The organism is Gracilibacillus phocaeensis, assembly GCF_900626275.1.
Classification (GTDB): domain Bacteria; phylum Bacillota; class Bacilli; order Bacillales; family Amphibacillaceae; genus Gracilibacillus; species Gracilibacillus timonensis.
This window is the reverse complement of sequence record NZ_LR131144.1, coordinates 1,223,513-1,239,815: the sequence shown is the minus strand read 5'-3', so window position 1 is coordinate 1,239,815 and position 16,303 is coordinate 1,223,513. Positions and strand designations below refer to the sequence as shown.

Annotated in this window: 18 protein-coding genes; 15 read left to right on the top strand and 3 right to left on the bottom strand. The window is 38.7% G+C overall.

What is annotated here, in order from left to right; genetic code table 11:
* The first annotated feature begins 33 nt into the window (after positions 1–33).
* From hfq to glnA, 5 genes are all read left to right on the top strand, one after another.
* Positions 34–258: an RNA chaperone Hfq gene (hfq, locus tag E0E32_RS13730; protein ID WP_066193654.1), complete on the top strand. Its 225-nt coding sequence runs from the start codon at positions 34–36 to the stop codon at positions 256–258.
* 62 nt (positions 259–320) lie between these two features.
* The gene (gene hflX, locus E0E32_RS13725) at positions 321–1,574 is read left to right on the top strand and encodes a GTPase HflX (protein ID WP_316245334.1); all 1,254 of its coding nucleotides are present in this window, start codon (positions 321–323) and stop codon (positions 1,572–1,574) included.
* The gene (locus E0E32_RS13720; protein WP_130859986.1) at positions 1,571–2,803 is read left to right on the top strand and encodes a methionine gamma-lyase family protein; all 1,233 of its coding nucleotides are present in this window, start codon (positions 1,571–1,573) and stop codon (positions 2,801–2,803) included. Before hflX ends, E0E32_RS13720 begins: the two co-directional genes overlap by 4 nt.
* A gap of 93 nt (positions 2,804–2,896) precedes the next feature.
* Positions 2,897–3,283: a MerR family transcriptional regulator gene (locus E0E32_RS13715; protein WP_066193650.1), complete on the top strand. Its 387-nt coding sequence runs from the start codon at positions 2,897–2,899 to the stop codon at positions 3,281–3,283.
* A gap of 24 nt (positions 3,284–3,307) precedes the next feature.
* On the top strand, positions 3,308–4,639 hold the full coding sequence (gene glnA, locus E0E32_RS13710) for a type I glutamate--ammonia ligase (RefSeq protein WP_066193647.1): 1,332 nt from the start codon (positions 3,308–3,310) through the stop codon (positions 4,637–4,639).
* A 229-nt stretch (positions 4,640–4,868) separates the two neighbouring features.
* Here glnA and E0E32_RS13705 read toward each other — a convergent pair whose 3' ends face one another.
* A complete protein-coding gene (locus tag E0E32_RS13705) occupies positions 4,869–5,591 on the bottom strand; it encodes a potassium channel family protein (protein WP_262361336.1) in 723 nt (240 codons plus the stop codon).
* A 520-nt stretch (positions 5,592–6,111) separates the two neighbouring features.
* Here E0E32_RS13705 and E0E32_RS13700 point away from each other — a divergent pair.
* From E0E32_RS13700 to E0E32_RS22495, 5 genes are all read left to right on the top strand, one after another.
* Complete coding sequence (locus E0E32_RS13700) at positions 6,112–7,359, top strand: peptidoglycan recognition protein family protein (RefSeq protein ID WP_130859985.1); 1,248 nt, start codon at positions 6,112–6,114, stop codon at positions 7,357–7,359.
* A 185-nt stretch (positions 7,360–7,544) separates the two neighbouring features.
* Positions 7,545–7,745 (top strand): hypothetical protein, encoded by a 201-nt coding sequence (locus E0E32_RS13695; protein ID WP_130859984.1) that lies wholly within the window; start codon positions 7,545–7,547, stop codon positions 7,743–7,745.
* 169 nt (positions 7,746–7,914) lie between these two features.
* The gene (locus E0E32_RS22835) at positions 7,915–8,100 is read left to right on the top strand and encodes a DUF2334 domain-containing protein (protein ID WP_130860209.1); all 186 of its coding nucleotides are present in this window, start codon (positions 7,915–7,917) and stop codon (positions 8,098–8,100) included.
* A 36-nt stretch (positions 8,101–8,136) separates the two neighbouring features.
* Entirely contained in the window at positions 8,137–8,262 is a 126-nt protein-coding gene (locus tag E0E32_RS22650) for a hypothetical protein (RefSeq protein ID WP_286171926.1), read from the top strand.
* A 358-nt stretch (positions 8,263–8,620) separates the two neighbouring features.
* A complete protein-coding gene (locus E0E32_RS22495; RefSeq protein ID WP_130859983.1) occupies positions 8,621–8,842 on the top strand; it encodes a hypothetical protein in 222 nt (73 codons plus the stop codon).
* A 136-nt stretch (positions 8,843–8,978) separates the two neighbouring features.
* On the opposite strand, the gene E0E32_RS13680 is transcribed toward E0E32_RS22495, so the two are convergent.
* Complete coding sequence (locus E0E32_RS13680) at positions 8,979–9,887, bottom strand: cation diffusion facilitator family transporter (RefSeq protein ID WP_130859982.1); 909 nt, start codon at positions 9,885–9,887, stop codon at positions 8,979–8,981.
* Positions 9,888–10,209: 322 nt separating this feature from the next.
* On the opposite strand from E0E32_RS13680, the gene E0E32_RS13675 reads away from it, so the two are divergent.
* Positions 10,210–11,559, top strand: a complete 1,350-nt coding sequence (locus E0E32_RS13675) for a sodium-dependent transporter (RefSeq protein WP_130859981.1) — start codon at positions 10,210–10,212, stop codon at positions 11,557–11,559.
* A gap of 169 nt (positions 11,560–11,728) precedes the next feature.
* On the opposite strand, the gene lexA is transcribed toward E0E32_RS13675, so the two are convergent.
* Entirely contained in the window at positions 11,729–12,349 is a 621-nt protein-coding gene (gene lexA / locus E0E32_RS13670; protein WP_066193636.1) for a transcriptional repressor LexA, read from the bottom strand.
* Positions 12,350–12,608: 259 nt separating this feature from the next.
* Between lexA and E0E32_RS13665 the strand changes: the two genes are divergently transcribed.
* The 4 genes from E0E32_RS13665 to E0E32_RS13650 all read left to right on the top strand — a co-directional run bounded on the left by E0E32_RS13665 (position 12,609) and on the right by E0E32_RS13650 (position 16,266).
* Entirely contained in the window at positions 12,609–13,271 is a 663-nt protein-coding gene (locus E0E32_RS13665) for a YneB family resolvase-like protein (RefSeq protein ID WP_066193634.1), read from the top strand.
* 67 nt (positions 13,272–13,338) lie between these two features.
* The gene (locus E0E32_RS13660; RefSeq protein ID WP_066193632.1) at positions 13,339–13,566 is read left to right on the top strand and encodes a DUF896 domain-containing protein; all 228 of its coding nucleotides are present in this window, start codon (positions 13,339–13,341) and stop codon (positions 13,564–13,566) included.
* 251 nt (positions 13,567–13,817) lie between these two features.
* A complete protein-coding gene (gene tkt, locus E0E32_RS13655) occupies positions 13,818–15,818 on the top strand; it encodes a transketolase (RefSeq protein WP_130860208.1) in 2,001 nt (666 codons plus the stop codon).
* A 223-nt stretch (positions 15,819–16,041) separates the two neighbouring features.
* On the top strand, positions 16,042–16,266 hold the full coding sequence (locus E0E32_RS13650) for a YneF family protein (RefSeq protein WP_066193628.1): 225 nt from the start codon (positions 16,042–16,044) through the stop codon (positions 16,264–16,266).
* Positions 16,267–16,303 lie beyond the last annotated feature (37 nt).

Here is a 16,303-nt window from a genome sequence, read left to right as displayed (position 1 = left end):
ATTAAAATATAGAGAAAAATAGGAGGTAGTACCATGTCCCAAACAGTTAATATTCAAGATCAATACTTAAATCAACTTCGAAAAGATCGAATTTTCACCACGTTATTCCTTACGAACGGCTTTCAGCTGCGAGGAACGGTGAAGGCTTTTGATAATTTCACGGTGCTTCTGGAAACAGAAGGAAAACAACAATTAATTTTTAAACATGCTATTTCTACATTTGTTCCTTCTAAAAATGTAACGCTTGACAAAGAATAAGGGAAACAATAGCGCTATTATTTAGATAGCGCTATTTATATGGAAAAAATATAATAAAGCAGGTGATCATTATTGAACGTGTATTACTTTTAGCGGTACTGCATCAAAAACTTGAAGAAGCATCCTTTTTTTATTCATTAGAAGAATTACAAGCACTTGTTACTACCGTACAAGGAACGGTTGTGGATACGGTTGTACAAAAAAGACAAAGCCGTCACCGGAAATATTATATTGGAGAAGGCAAGTTGGAGCAAATAACTGCATTGGTCGAGGAAGAAGCTATCGATGTGGTCATAGCTAACGAGGAGTTATCTGGTGCACAAATACGAAATCTACAAGATCATCTAGCGGTAAGAGTGATTGATCGTAGTCAACTCATATTAGATATTTTTGCTTCGAGAGCCCAGACGAAAGAAGGGAAACTACAGGTCGAACTCGCCCAATATGATTATATGCTGCCACGTCTGCATGGCCAAGGCAGTCAATTATCCAGACTGGGAGGTGGTATCGGTACACGTGGCCCTGGTGAAACGCAACTGGAAACCGATCAGCGTCATATCCGCAATCGTATGGATGATATCAAGCGTCGATTGAAACAAGTAGTCAATCAACGAGAGCAATATCGCGAAAACAGACGGCGAAACCAACTGTTCCAGGTTGCGGTAGTTGGCTATACAAATGCTGGGAAATCCACACTTTTTAATCAGCTGACCAAGAGCGAATCACTACAAGAAGATCAGTTATTTGCTACCTTGGATCCACTTTCCAGAAAAATGGTACTCCCTTCTAACATGCAGATTGTGGTAACCGACACGGTAGGCTTTATTCAGGACTTGCCGACATCATTAGTAGCTGCTTTTCGTTCGACACTAGAGGAAGTGACTGAGGCCGATCTCATCTTGCATGTGATGGATGTCCATGCACCCAATCGTGAAGAACAAGCTCAGACGGTCGACCGTTTGTTAACGGAATTAGGTGCGGATCAAGTGCCTGCATTGACCCTTTTTAATAAAAAAGATTTGATTGATCCCATTTCTTTTGTCCCCTCATCTTATCCATATTTGTTAGTCAGCGCCTTTGACGAACAGGATATTCAAAAGATTAAGCAGAAGGTAGAAGACATGATGAAAGAAGGCTGGGCAGAATATAGCGGATTCTTACCAGAACAACGGGCAGACAAACTTGCCCGCATTAGACAGAACAGTATATTAACAGAAGAGACTTATAATGAGGCATTAGCAGGATATTATCTGAAGGGTTTTGTGGATCCTGAACACGCCATTATGAAAGAGATAAAGGAGTTACAGAAAGAATGACGAGTAAGCATACAGCGTTATCAGACGCAGAACAGATTGAAAAACAGATCCAACCGTTGTTTGACGCGGTGCACCACAATGAATATGTCAATCAACAAAAGGTGCTGGATGCTTTTAGACAGCACCAAGTAAGTGACAGTGATTTTAATCCTACGACCGGTTATGGTTATGATGATTATGGTCGGGATAAATTAGAGGCCGTTTATGCAGCGGTTTTTGGTACAGAAGACGCCCTTGTACGCCCACAGCTAACTTCCGGTACGCATGCAATTAGTACTGCTTTATTTGGTGTGTTACGACCGGGTGATGAGCTGCTCTATATTACGGGTAAACCTTACGATACATTGAACAAGGTTGTTGGTCACGATCAGCATGTCGCAGGATCTCTTGTAGACTTTGGAATTAGATATCGTGATATCGCCTTAAAGCATGGTCAAATAGATATTGCCGCTGTCACAGAAGCTATCAGTGAGAAGACAAAGGTTGTGGCGATTCAACGTTCCAAAGGTTATGACAGCCGTCCATCTATTACTATAGCTGAACTAAAAAAGGCAATAGAAGATATTCGTGCGGTTTCTAAACAGGTGATTATCTTTGTCGATAATTGTTATGGAGAATTCGTAGAGCAGCAAGAACCAACCGATGTAGGAGCAGATTTGATGGCTGGTTCTCTGATCAAAAACCCAGGTGGTGGTATTGTAAGAATGGGAGGCTATATTGCTGGCAAACAAACATTGGTTGAAATGGCAGCCAATCGACTAACGGCACCGGGTATAGGGAAAGACATCGGTGCAAGTATCGGTATGTTGCAAGAAATGTATCAAGGTTTATTTCTGGCGCCACATGTGGTGAGTGAGGCGTTAAGAGGTGCTATTTTTACTTCTGCTTATTTAGAACACTTAGGTTATCGAACCAACCCACGTCACGATGTTAAACGAACCGATCTGATACAGTCGGTCACCTTTGACACGGCAGAACAAATGATAGCGTTTTGCCAGGCTATTCAAAAATATTCACCGATTAATTCGCATGTATTACCATATCCCGCCCCGATGCCTGGTTATCAAGATAAGGTAATTATGGCGGCTGGCACCTTTATACAAGGAGCAAGCCTGGAATTAACCGCTGACGGTCCAATCAGACCACCTTATACAGCATTTGTGCAAGGCGGACTCACCTACTATCATGTAAGGCTTGCAGTTACACAAGCAGCAAAGGAATTAGCATAGTAAAAATCATGTTAACTTTCTTAACATCTGTTGACATCAAACTTACATCGTGTATAATATAATTATAGGAAGCAGTAGAAAGGGGTGACGAACATGAGTGATATAGATAGACGTACCATGCCCTTGTTTTCTATCGGTATTGTTAAATCATTAACTGGCTTAACCGCAAGACAAATCCGATACTACGAGCAGCATCAGTTAATTCATCCATCTCGAACAGAAGGAAATCAGCGATTATTTTCATTTAATGACGTAGATCGCCTGCTGGAGATTAAGGACTTGATTGAAAAAGGTTTAAATCTTGCAGGAATTAAACAGGTGCTAGAAATGGGAGAGATCTCGAAAAAAGAAGAAAAACGAAAATCCGATGAAATTTCGGAAAAGGCCTTGCGTAAAATGCTGCAAAAAGAGTTGCTGGATTCGAACAAGCCAGGTAAAACTTCGTTAAGACAGGGAGAATTATCAAGGTTCTTCCATTAAAACATAAAGGAGAGAGTTAATGAAATGGGATTAAGCAGAGAAGACATCAAGCAAAGAATTAATGAGGAAAATGTAAAATTTATTCGCCTGCAGTTTACTGATTTATTAGGAACCATCAAAAACGTGGAGATTCCTTTAAGTCAATTAGACAAGGCGCTAGATAATCAGATGGTATTTGACGGTTCTTCAATCGAAGGCTTTGTCCGCATTGAAGAATCAGATATGAAACTATATCCAGATTTAGATACCTTCGTTGTATTCCCATGGACATCGGAAAAAGGGAAAGTAGCCCGCTTTATTTGTGATATCTATAATACTGATGGTACGCCATTTGAAGGATGTCCACGATATAATCTAAAAAGAAACTTAGCAAAAGCAGAAGAATTAGGTTTTTCAGCTTTTAATATTGGTACAGAACCCGAATTTTTCTTATTTAAACTGGATGAAAAAGGCGAACCGTCATTGGAATTAAATGATAAAGGTGGCTATTTTGACCTTGCACCAACCGACTTGGGTGAAAATTGCCGTCGAGATATCGTGTTAGAGTTAGAAGAAATGGGCTTTGAAATTGAAGCTTCACACCATGAAGTGGCTCCTGGCCAACATGAAATTGACTTTAAATATTCTGACGCCGTTAAACATGCTGACGATATCCAAACGTTCAAATTAGTTGTCAAGACGATCGCTCGTAAACACGGTCTGCACGCAACATTTATGCCTAAGCCTTTATTCGGAGTGAATGGTTCTGGTATGCATTGTAATATGTCTTTATTCAAAGGAAAGACGAATGCATTCTTAGACGAGAACGGACCACTACAATTAAGTGAAACGGCTTATCAATTTATTGCAGGAACGATCAAACATGCGCTTTCTTTCACGGCTGTAACGAATCCAACCGTTAATTCTTATAAACGCTTAGTTCCTGGATATGAAGCACCATGTTATGTAGCGTGGTCTGGTTCTAACCGCAGTCCACTAATCCGTGTTCCAAGTTCTCGCGGATTAAGTACACGTGTGGAAGTCCGCAGTGTGGATCCTGCTGCCAATCCTTACTTAGCATTATCGGTTTTACTAGCTTCTGGACTTGATGGGATCAAGAACAAGTTGGAAGCACCAGAAGCGATTGACCGTAACATTTATATTATGGATAAAGAAGAACGTGAAGAAAATGGGATTGACGATCTCCCAGCTACACTTGCCAACGCATTAGATCTCTTGAAGAAAGATGAAATAATCACCGAAGCACTTGGCGAGCATCTTTTTGAACACTTTATCGAATCCAAAGAAATCGAATGGGATATGTTTAGAACACAAGTTCACCCTTGGGAAAGAGAACAATATATGTCGTCGTTTTAATAAAGGGAAACCCTTGGCACAGTTGGTGTCGGGGTTTTTCTTTTTGTGGTTGAGGGGGGGAGTAGGAGACGAGCGCCACGATCATGCCACGAAATACCTAAAAAATGATTCGCTTAAAATTAGTTATTGTTAAGCGTTTAAACATCGCATGATTTTCATTTTGTTGCAGAAGCGTATGTTTTTATTCAATATTTAATCATCAAATTTTAGAACAAACGAAAATACTAACTTAGCTAGTGTTTTCCGCATTAGAAGGTGTTTCGTTTTCCTTTTGATCAAGTGGAGACGGTTCCTTATTCATCTCTTCCAATAATAGAACCATTCGCTTTTTTTCTGAGTCATTCAGTTCATCATATCTATCTAACTCTGCTTTTAAAAAGTCGATGGTGGGATTGTTTTTCTCTTTGCCATTTATAAAATAAGTTGTTAATGAGCTAGTAAACATACCAATCAAACCTATTCCTACCACCATTAAAAATATAGCTACTAAGCGGCCAATGATGGATTGCGGAGAGATATCACCGTAACCTACTGTAGTTGTAGTAACGATGGACCACCAGAGGCCATCTGCATAGGAATCGATCGAAGGTTCAAAGTGTGTCACAAGAATCGATGATGAAAAAAGCATGATTATGGATAAAGAAAATACTTTATTTAGACCATTTGTTTGAAGTATCTGTTTTAATGTCTTTGAATGCTTAGTTCCTATAGAAATTAAACGAATGATTCGAAAGAGTCGCACTAATCTTGCAGAATGAAATATCGCATCTAATGGTATCGCAGCAATAATATCAAAGGGATTGTTTAAAATATATTGAAATTTATTTTTGCTAATAATGATTCGTATGATGACATCTACAAAAAGTAAAAACCACACAATTCTATCAAAGATCATTCGATAATCATTCTCTGACCATATGAATATAACGGAGAGAAGTGCTAAACATGCCAAAACTATTTCATATATTGTTATTATTTTACTAGACAATTAAATCACCCGCAATTTATAGAATTAGTAGGTTATAGCGTCAATTATCCGGATTGACACTGCTTGTACAATTGTTCGACAAAGGATCTACCATATATTCAATATCGATTTCATTTACATGTAGCCCCAAATAACCAAAAGAAGGAATTCTTCTATGGTTACTTTACCGCAAAAAACACTAGGTTTCAATCACCAAATTAAATAGACCTATGATGGAGGAACCTGTTTGTTTGATATTGTAGAACCATTCATTTCGAAAATTGGATGAAAGACAAAGAGGTTCCGTTCAAAATGAAGTGTAAAACTAAACATCTTTGGTAAAAAACACATTCCTGGCTCGTGATCATCCGATTTGCTCGTATTAAATGTCTTTCACGTAAAAAAATCCAGCCTTCTGATTGCAGGATCCAAATTATCCTTTTTATAGGTAGCTAGTCCAATCGGGCTGGCTGCTTTTTTTATATAATAAGAAGGAGGTTTTAGGATGACTATTACGATGAAAAGGCAATTGGTCGATAAATCCATTGCTAATGAGTTAACGTATGGAACAGGCAATGAAATTAGGTATATTGTCGTGCATGAAACAGGCAATACAGCACAGGGGGCTGATGCACAAGCACATGCTAATTTACAATCACGAGGGAACAGTCGTGAGGCTTCTTGGCATTATCAGGTTGACGATAAAGATATGATTCAATCATTTAAAGATCATTATCGTTGCTGGCACGCTGGGGGTAGGTATAACCATTATTCCATCGGTATCGAAATCTGCGTCAATGCTGATGGCGATTTTAAAAAAGCAGTTGCTAACACCTCAATGCTTACAAAGTATCTAATGAAAAGATATAATATCCCCCTAACCCATGTTATTACTCATAAAACAGCTTCTGGTTGGAAAGACTGTCCTCATTATTTACGAAGCGGGTCTAAAGGTATTACTTGGTTAGATTTTATTGGAACATTAGACAAATCATCGGAAAAGGTGATGATAGAAAAAGGGGAAGTTTCTCTTTCAATGCCCAAACCTAAAGGTCAGCTAGGACTTGTTGATTGGATGAATAGTAAGGGGATGGATGCCAGCAAAGCAAATAGAAAAGTGCTTGCAAAAAAATACGAGGTGACAGGTTATGATTACTCTGCCATAAAAAATATCGAACTATTAGCAGCGTTGCAAGAAGAGGACCCGATGACAAATAAAACGGCCAAAATAAAAAAAGGGGTCAAGGTGATCTTATCCAATGCGGCCAGTAGATATGCAACTGGTCAGTCTATACCGGCAAATGTAAAGGGACAAACGTATACTGTACAACAGATTAATAAAAATCAAGTATTACTCCGAGAAATTTACAGTTGGGTTTATAGTTGGGATATTGTTGGCCAAGAAGCAGTAAAATCCGGAGCTGACCTTACCGTTGATGGAAAATGGGGAGATAAAGTAACGACGGCATTGCAAGAAGCGTTGGGCACTACGGTAGATGGGGTGATTAGTAACCAGCTATCTAATGTCGTGACCCAGGCATTATATGGCACAGTAACCCGGGGAACAGATGGTAGTCCAATGGTCAAGGCGCTACAACGCAAGATTGGTGCTTCAGCAGATGGCTTACTAGGCCCTGCTACCGTCAAGGCGTTACAAAAATACCTCGACACGCCGGTTGATGGAAGGATTAGTCGCCCGTCTTCTGCCATGGTTAAAGCATTACAACGTCAATTAAATGCAGGTACCTTCTAGTGAGAATAGCTCATGTTATCGCAAGTCCAGGGAAAACCTGGGCTTGTATTGTTTTTTTCCGTATATCATTTGTGAGTAAACCGAACACTCTTTTTTGACATAAGTTGTTTTAAATAACTTGGAACTTGCAAGAACTTAACTCTTTTGTCAAAATACATATATATCATACAGGGGAAGTGGACCAAATGAAAAAGTCGGATCAAGATTTGATAAGTTGCCCAAAGTGTGGCGGAACATTGCTTTACCAAGAAGAATGGCAGCAAGCACTGCAGAATTATGATGTAACCTCTCATTCTTTTTATGATATTACACTGGCGATTTATGAGAATAAGATACCAAAGTATATTTGTCGAGATTGCAAAGTGGAGATATTAGTAATCAACTAAATTGTCTTCAGGTATCGCGTTATATCGTAGAAGATTTAAAAGCTTTTATTTACAAATATCACACATGCCATAGCGCAAGCATGCTCGGTATCTTCGCTTAAAGGATATTCATCCAAGGGTGGATGCCGATTTATTGCTAGAACAGGTGGAGTACCTTCAATAAAAAGATATTCCTTACTTAGTAGCCGTTATCCCTGTTTATACGAATGAAGAAGGGCAAACGAAACATTTATTGGATTCTCCCAAGCTTGCAAAAACATTAAAATATATGCAGGATAATGGGGCAAGTATGGTATTGCATGGATACGAGCATCAATATCTCAGTTCAGAGACCGGGGAAGGTTTTGAATTTTAGGATGTAAGAAATGATCGCCCTATTTATCAAAAAGCGATGGGAAAAGCCAAATTTCCCGATGATTTTACATCGGAGGAAGCATACCAATCGTTTATCGCACAAGGTGAGTCATTTGAACGAACTTATATGGAAGAAGCTATAATCGAGGAGTTGAGGAGCTGACAGCACATGGTTTGTATCCGTTAGCGATGGAAGCCCCCCCATTACACAATATCTCATCAAGGTTACGAAATTTTATCATAACATTTTACTTCTTATGTAGGACGCTTGCAATTGACAGATTTTACGTAGTAAGGTGATTATGCTCCCATTTTTGAATCAACACCCACTTTTTGCATGGAATGACAGTATATTCGGAAACTGTGGGTTTTATTGAATAAGTCAACGACACATGGTACAAGAACTGCAACAATATAAATAAGCCTATATATCTGCATTTTATCATCCTTATCTTGGATTAGAAGGATTGAAAACAGTGGTGGAAAATCTAGAGCAGGCAAGTGATGCGGTATAGCTTGATTTGAAGCAAAAAGATAATTTAGTACAAACAGAGTCAATGACGATTGCATCCAAAGACGGTGCAATCGAAGTGACGAAACCATTTGCTGCCAGTGATTATGAAAAAAACGTCAAATTAAAACAAAGTCTGAACTCCGTTATACCAAGTTTGACTTTCTTTATAGTAGTTATTTTATTACTAGTAAGCAAGGAGATTTTAATAACTGCTGATCATTTGTACTAGTCAGAGTAATGGCGAGAGGATACCAAGTAGGTTCTTGGAGTACCTCTCGTAAGCCTGACATTTCTAGTTGTTATATCTGAGCGTCTTCTCGGTAGGGAATGGCTTTGAGGTATTCGGATGTTAAGATAGTATTTATTTATACACCTCCTTCATCATGCAAAATTCCCCTTTTTTGATCTCCTTTACGTTCATTCTCTGGCTCCACGTGTATGGAAATATGGGCATTAGCGAATGTTTCTCGGATCCTTAATTCTATATGGTCACACAGGTCATGCGTTTTCTGAATCGTTTCATGAGAAGGAACGACCATATGGAATTCAATATATTCCACTGCTCCAGCCCGTCTGGTTCTGAAGTCATGAATCTCTATATATTCGTGATGATACATTTGGATAATCTGGAGGATTTCCTTCTCTTCTTGCTGAGAAAGCTTAGCATCTAATAACGGCGGGAAAGCCTCTTTGATTAATTTTACCGCTTCTAGCATGATATAAATCGCTAAAGCTATTCCAATCAACGGGTCAAGGAAATGCCATCCAGTCAGATAGACAAGTAGTAATCCAACTGCTACGCCGAGAGAGGTGTACACATCCGTCAACAAATGAAAAGCGTTGGATTTCATGGCAATGGAATGGACTCTTTCTCCTTCCTTTTTAACCAATTTGGATACAATAAAATTAAGAATCGCACCTACAAGCATGATGGCAATCGCTAAGAATGGAAGTTTGACAGGCTCAGGTGCGAATAGCTTGTGGAGACATTCGTAAATAATCCAGAAACCAGCCACAAAAATGAGCAGAGTTTCTAATGTGCCAGAAATATTTTCTACCTTACCATGACCAAAAGGGTGCCCTTTATCAGCTGGTTTTCCTGCAACTCGAACAGAAATAAATGCAATAAAGGAAGCCAATAAATCTAGTGCAGAGTGGATAGCCTCTGAAATAACGGCAATGGAACCAGTCCACAACCCGACGATTAATTTTAAAACAACGACAAAAGAATTACTTAACACAGACAAAAATGCAATTTTATCAGTTCTTCTCATCCCAACATTCTCCTACCTTTTATGGAATAGAGAATAAGTATAACAAAAGAAGGCTGAGTGGGTCTATAGCAACCTTTTGGTTCATTTCAAATTATATATCTGTTTCGAAAAAGAGTTGAATATATCTAATAAATATCGTCTAATTCAACCATCCTATTGTCAATATGTCCTTTCAGAACTATTTAATAATGCAGTATAAATGGGATAGATTATTTTTTACATCCTTTGTGATTGAATTATGTTATACTGTTTATGCTTTATAAGCCATTACCCAACAACTCATTATCATCATATAGCAACAAAGAGAAAGGAACGATTATAAATGGAAGCCAAAAGAGAACAATGGGGTACAAGGATGGGATTCATTCTTTCGTCAGCTGGTGCAGCCGTAGGTCTGGGAGCTATATGGAAATTCCCATACATGACAGGTATGAATGGTGGAGGTGCGTTCTTCTTTCTTTTTATACTGTTCACCATTTTGATCGGTTTACCCTTATTAATTGCTGAATTTATCATTGGAAGAGGTGCACAAATAGAAGCGGTCAGTGCTTATCAAAAATTAGCTCCAGGCAGTCTATCATCACTGATTGGTTATTGGGGAGTTGTCGGTGCGTTTATCCTATTATCATTTTATGGTGTAGTAGGCGGGTGGGTTTTGCTATACACCGTCTTATCTATTCCAGGAAAAGTCATTTCCAATAACGCGGATTACGGTCAGTTATTTGCTGATATTACAGGAAACCCATGGCTTACAATTACGGGTTTGGCGTTGTTTATTCTTCTGAACGCCTTTGTTATTTCATCGGGCATTAAACAAGGCATTGAAAGATACAGTAAAATACTAATGCCGCTTCTATTTATTTTCTTTATTATTATTGTTGTACGTTCTCTTACTTTTGAAGGAGCGATGGAAGGTATTCGTTTCTTTTTACAGCCGGATTTCAGCAAATTAAATGGTGAAAATATATTGAACGCCTTAGGGCATGCTTTTTTCTCGCTGGCAGTTGGTATTTCAGTGATGGTGACTTACAGCTCTTATTTACAAAAAAATATTAGCTTAAGTCATTCAGCGACATCTGTATCTATGATGAACATCCTGGTATCCTTTCTAGCTGGTTTAGCTATTTTTCCAGTTGTTTTTGCCTTTGGTTTAGAACCTGCGGAAGGACCAAGTTTATTATTTATTGTTTTACCAGAGGCTTTTTCGCAAATGCTGTTTGGAGAGCTGTTTTTAACTTTATTTTTATTATTATTTTTATTTGCTGTGTTGACCTCCTCATTCAGCATGTTGGAGATTATTACCTCTGCTATTTCAGAAAAAACCTCTTCTTCACGTAAGTCGATTGCATGGATCGCCGGATTTTTCGTTTTTATAGCAGGGATCCCTGCTGCCTTGTCTTCTAATGTGTTAGCTGACTTGATCATTTTTCAAAAAAGCATATTTGATGCCAGCGATTTTCTGGTAAGTAATATCATGTTGCCAGGAGGATGTCTTTTTATCGCCTTATTTGTTGGGTTTAAGATGGATCGTGATTTAGTACATCAAGAATTTTTCTTTGGAAATCACTTCGGTGAAGGAGTATTTCAATTATGGTTTGGTGTTATTCGCTGGTTGGCGCCTGTGACGATTATTGTTGTTTTTCTATACTCTCTAGGAATTATTTACGGATAGCGAGATAAGCACCTCTTAAAAAGGATAGAGGTGCTGTCAATCTGCAAAACACCCTCTCTTTACAAGATTTCCTTATTGTGCGGCTTAGGTACTTTATGGATGTCATTGCAGATGGTCTTTTTGGTTAACAATCGTCTTATTCAGTTCTCCACCAAATAAGACGGTTGGATTACAGGCTGCGGTATAAGCCGATTACTTTTCCCAAAATGGAAACATTATCGTAAATTAAAGGTTCCATTGTAGCGTTTTCTGGCTGCAGGCGAATATGATTTTTTTCTTTAAAAAATCGTTTGACAGTTGCTTCTGTTTCTTCTGTCATAGCTACTATGATATCCCCGTTTTCTGCAGTGTTTTGTTGTTTGACAATGACCTTGTCCCCATTTAAAATCCCTGCTTCGATCATACTGTCCCCTTCAATTATTAACACAAATAATGTGGAATTTCCTTGCAAATCACTTTGTGGTATTGGAATATACTCTTCGATATTCTCTACTGCAGTAATAGGCAGCCCAGCCGTAACTTTCCCAATGACAGGTGCAAAGGTGGGTTCCATTTTAGGAACATCCCATTCACCTTCCTGCTGTAGTATTTCAATGGCTCTTGGCTTAGTAGGATCACGCCTTATATAGCCCTTCTTCTCCAATCTTGCTAAGTGTCCATGTACTGTAGAACTCGATGCTAATCCTACTGCTTCCCCAATTTCTCTCACAGAAGGCGGATAACCTTTTAATTCCACTTGCTCTTTAATATATTCCAGAATATCTTCTTGCCGCTTTGATAGGTTTGTCATAACTTTCACCCCTTAGACGTAATATTTAATAATCATAGTATAACACAGGAAAATAAATCTGACAAACATTCGTTCGAAAAAAGTGTTGACATGAACGTTTGTTCCTGTATAATGAAATTACGAACAAAAGTTCTAAGGAGGGAAATAACATGCTAAAGAATATGACAAAAGTGGATTTCTTTTATTTATTATCTTTTGTTTTTGCTATTATTTTTTTCTATATTGCAGCAGTAAATAATATCTAAAATGGGGAATCAATATGAGAACAGCCATTATATATTGCCGAGTCAGTACGGAGAAAGAGACGCAAGAAAGCTCCATTCAACGACAACAAGAAGAACTAGAAGAGTTTGCAGTCAATCACCATATTTCTATTTACCGAACAATCAAGGAAAAACAGAGCGGATATGATATTGAACGCGAAGGCGTATTTGCAATGCTGTCTGTCTTTCAAAATGGTCAGGCAGACACCCTGTTAATTCAGGATGAAACAAGACTTGGAAGAGGGAATACTAAGATCGCTTTATTACATCAGTTAACCAAATTAAATGTAACGATCTATTCTTTGTCGCATCACGGCGAACTCCAATTATCAGAGGGAGATTCTATGGTGCTGCAAATTGTCTCTATCGTTGAAGAATATCAACGGAAATTGCATAATGCCAAAATCAAAAGAGGGATGAATAAGGCTATCCAAAATGGATATAATCCGGCACAAAACTTATCTAATCTCACGCAAGCCCAGGGAAGAGAACGGATTGAGTTCCCAATAGATGAGGTGCTCCGTTTAAGAGAAAAGAAATTGACCTTTCGTGAAATTGCTTCTATCTTAAGAGGGATGGGATACGATGTGTCGAAGGCAACCGTTCACCGAAGATATCAAGAATATCAAACACTTGAAAACTCAAAACATCCAGATTAAAATGGAAACAGGATGGACAGGATAAAGATATTGAATAACTGTCAAAAGTAAGTGAGGTGAAGTCTGGATGTTATCTGAAGAAAAAATTGCTAGAATAAATGAGCTTGCTAATAAAGCAAAAAAAACGGAATTAAGTGAAGAAGAAAAACAGGAACAAGCTGAATTAAGACAAGCCTACCTTAAAAATGTACGAAAATCATTTAAAAATCATATGAAAGGGATGACTGTCGTTGACCCAAACGGGAATGACGTCACACCTGAAAAGCTCAGGAAATTCCAAAGGAAACAGAAATAAGCGACGATCGTGCACGAACAACTTCATTCCCTAGTTCTTGTTGTTCGTTTGCTTTTTCATAACCCGCTACACTGCATGCAGAAAACAGCTTGGAAAAGACAAATGATCTGCCAAGCCATTCTCCGGTGCAGTTTTTTGTTGTAAGAACGGAGAATTAAGAAGAAAATTGACTGATTTACTTGTCATTCATGCCATTTCGTTATAGGATTATAGATGTGCGTACATATTTGAATATCGAAAGGAGAAAAATGATGTCAAACCAAACAGAACAATTGTCGATTAACACGATAAGAACATTGGCGATAGATGCAATTGAGAATGCTAATTCAGGCCACCCAGGCTTGCCAATGGGGGCTGCGCCAATGGCTTACAAACTTTGGACCGAATATATGAACATTAATCCGAAGAACTCCCAATGGTTTAATAGAGACCGTTTTGTACTTTCTGCGGGTCATGGTTCTATGTTATTGTACAGCCTTTTACATCTATCTGGTTTTGATGTAACAATTGATGACTTGAAAGGATTTCGTCAGTGGGATTCAAGAACACCTGGTCACCCAGAAGTTCATCATACAGATGGGGTAGAAGCTACCACAGGACCTCTAGGTCAAGGTATTGCTATGAGTGTCGGTATGGCAATGGCAGAAAAACATTTAGCAGGCATGTATAATAAGCCGGATTACCCAGTTGTGGATCATTACACTTTTGCCATAGTAAGTGATGGTGACTTAATGGAAGGTATATCTCATGAGGCTTCTTCCTTAGCCGGGCATCTTCAATTAGGTAAGTTGATCGCTTTATATGATTCTAACGATATTTCGTTGGATGGAGAGTTAAACAAGGCATTTTCCGAAAATGTTCCCGGACGTTTTGAGGCTTATGGCTGGCAGGTTCTTCGTGTAGAAGATGGCAACGATACACAGGCTATTTCTGATGCGATTGAAAAAGCGAAAGCAAACACGGATCAACCAACACTTATTGAAGTTAAAACGATTATTGGTTATGGTTCGCCGAACAAGTCTGCTTCTGCTGCTTCACATGGTGCAGCATTGGGGGCCGATGAAGTTAAATTAACGAAAGAGTTTTACAACTGGGATTATGAAGACTTCCATGTACCTGAAGAGGTTTATCAAGACTTCCATACAAAAATTGTTGAAGACGGTCAAACCAAGGAACAAGAGTGGAATCAATTATTGGAAGACTATAAAAAGGCGTATCCGGAACTAGGAAAAGAACTTGAAACGGCGATAAATAAAGAACTTCCAAAAGATTGGGATAAGAACTTACCAGTATATGAAGCAGGTAAAGATGAAGCTGCTACTCGTGCTACTTCTGGCGAGGTATTAAATGCAATTGCCGAAGCAGTGCCAACGTTGTTTGGTGGTAGTGCAGATTTGGCAGGTTCCAATAAAACTAATCTAAACAATGATGGAGACTTCTCTGCAAATGAACCTGCAAACCGAAATATTTGGTTTGGAGTACGTGAATTTGCTATGGCTGCCGCTCTAAATGGTATGGCATTACATGGTGGATTAAAAGTATTTGGTGGTACATTCTTTGTGTTCAGTGATTATTTACGACCTGCTGTCAGATTGGCAGCGATACAAAATCTCCCTGTCACTTATGTATTAACACACGATTCCATCGCTGTTGGTGAGGATGGACCAACACATGAACCAGTGGAACAGTTAGCTGCATTTAGAGGTATGCCAAACTTGTCTGTTATTCGTCCAGCAGATGGTAATGAAGTACAAGCCGCATGGCGTTTAGCTCTTGAATCGACAGATCAACCAACTGCTCTTGTACTCACACGACAAGGCTTACCAACGTTGGAAGGTACAGCAGAACATGCATATGAAGGTGTGAAAAAAGGTGGGTATGTAGTCAGTCCTGCTTCTAAAGAAACACCAGATGCCATTCTTGTAGCAACTGGATCAGAGGTTCAGCTGGCAGTGAAAGCACAGGCGCAATTAAAAGCAGAAGGAAAAGATGTTAGTGTAGTAAGCATTCCTTCATGGGACCGTTTTGATGCCCAAGATGCAGCATATAAAGAAGCAGTACTGCCGAAAGCTGTAAGCAAACGTGTTGCGATTGAAATGGCTGCTTCCCTAGGCTGGGAGCGTTACGTAGGCATCGAAGGTAAAATTATTTCCATCGATCGCTTTGGTGCTTCTGCTAAAGGCGATAAAATTATTGAAGAATATGGCTTTACTGTGGAAAATGTAGTGAATCATGTAAATGAATTATTCTAAAAAATGGGACGAGGTATTCCTCGTCCCATTTTTTCACTTTATAATGCCTTAAAGTATTCTCGTTGTTTGTTGCTCATCTTAAAAAAATGCATAAGTAATGTACGTATGTTGGAAAAACTTATATCATGATGACCTACAGCTCTGGTTCATAAAACAAGTGCTTGTATTATAAGTTAATTTTTACTATACTGTATAAGAGACAGTTTGAAGGAGGAACGAGGGAATGAGCACTTTTATCTGGATTATACTAATCGTTGTCGCTCTTCTAGCAGGTGTTGCGCTGGGCTTCTTTATTGCGAGAAAGTATATGATGAACTATCTAAAGAAAAATCCACCAATTAATGAACAAATGTTGCGTACTTTGATGATGCAAATGGGACAAAAACCAAGTCAGAAAAAGATAAAACAAATGATGCGTTCTATGAATAATCAAATGGATAAAAAATAACCTATTTTTGATTATAAATGCTGATGGATTAGGCTTC

Coding starts and splice junctions, on each gene's coding strand:
- E0E32_RS13695 (WP_130859984.1), top strand. CDS start 7,545: ATGAAAAAGTCGGATCAAGATTTGATAAGTTGCCCAAAGTGTGGCGGA.
- E0E32_RS13720 (WP_130859986.1), top strand. CDS start 1,571: ATGACGAGTAAGCATACAGCGTTATCAGACGCAGAACAGATTGAAAAA.
- hfq (WP_066193654.1), top strand. CDS start 34: ATGTCCCAAACAGTTAATATTCAAGATCAATACTTAAATCAACTTCGA.
- E0E32_RS13715 (WP_066193650.1), top strand. CDS start 2,897: ATGAGTGATATAGATAGACGTACCATGCCCTTGTTTTCTATCGGTATT.
- glnA (WP_066193647.1), top strand. CDS start 3,308: ATGGGATTAAGCAGAGAAGACATCAAGCAAAGAATTAATGAGGAAAAT.
- E0E32_RS13680 (WP_130859982.1), bottom strand. CDS start 9,887: ATGAGAAGAACTGATAAAATTGCATTTTTGTCTGTGTTAAGTAATTCT.
- tkt (WP_130860208.1), top strand. CDS start 13,818: ATGTCAAACCAAACAGAACAATTGTCGATTAACACGATAAGAACATTG.
- E0E32_RS13660 (WP_066193632.1), top strand. CDS start 13,339: ATGTTATCTGAAGAAAAAATTGCTAGAATAAATGAGCTTGCTAATAAA.
- E0E32_RS13650 (WP_066193628.1), top strand. CDS start 16,042: ATGAGCACTTTTATCTGGATTATACTAATCGTTGTCGCTCTTCTAGCA.
- lexA (WP_066193636.1), bottom strand. CDS start 12,349: ATGACAAACCTATCAAAGCGGCAAGAAGATATTCTGGAATATATTAAA.
- E0E32_RS13700 (WP_130859985.1), top strand. CDS start 6,112: ATGACTATTACGATGAAAAGGCAATTGGTCGATAAATCCATTGCTAAT.
- E0E32_RS13675 (WP_130859981.1), top strand. CDS start 10,210: ATGGAAGCCAAAAGAGAACAATGGGGTACAAGGATGGGATTCATTCTT.
- E0E32_RS22650 (WP_286171926.1), top strand. CDS start 8,137: ATGGGAAAAGCCAAATTTCCCGATGATTTTACATCGGAGGAAGCATAC.
- E0E32_RS13665 (WP_066193634.1), top strand. CDS start 12,609: ATGAGAACAGCCATTATATATTGCCGAGTCAGTACGGAGAAAGAGACG.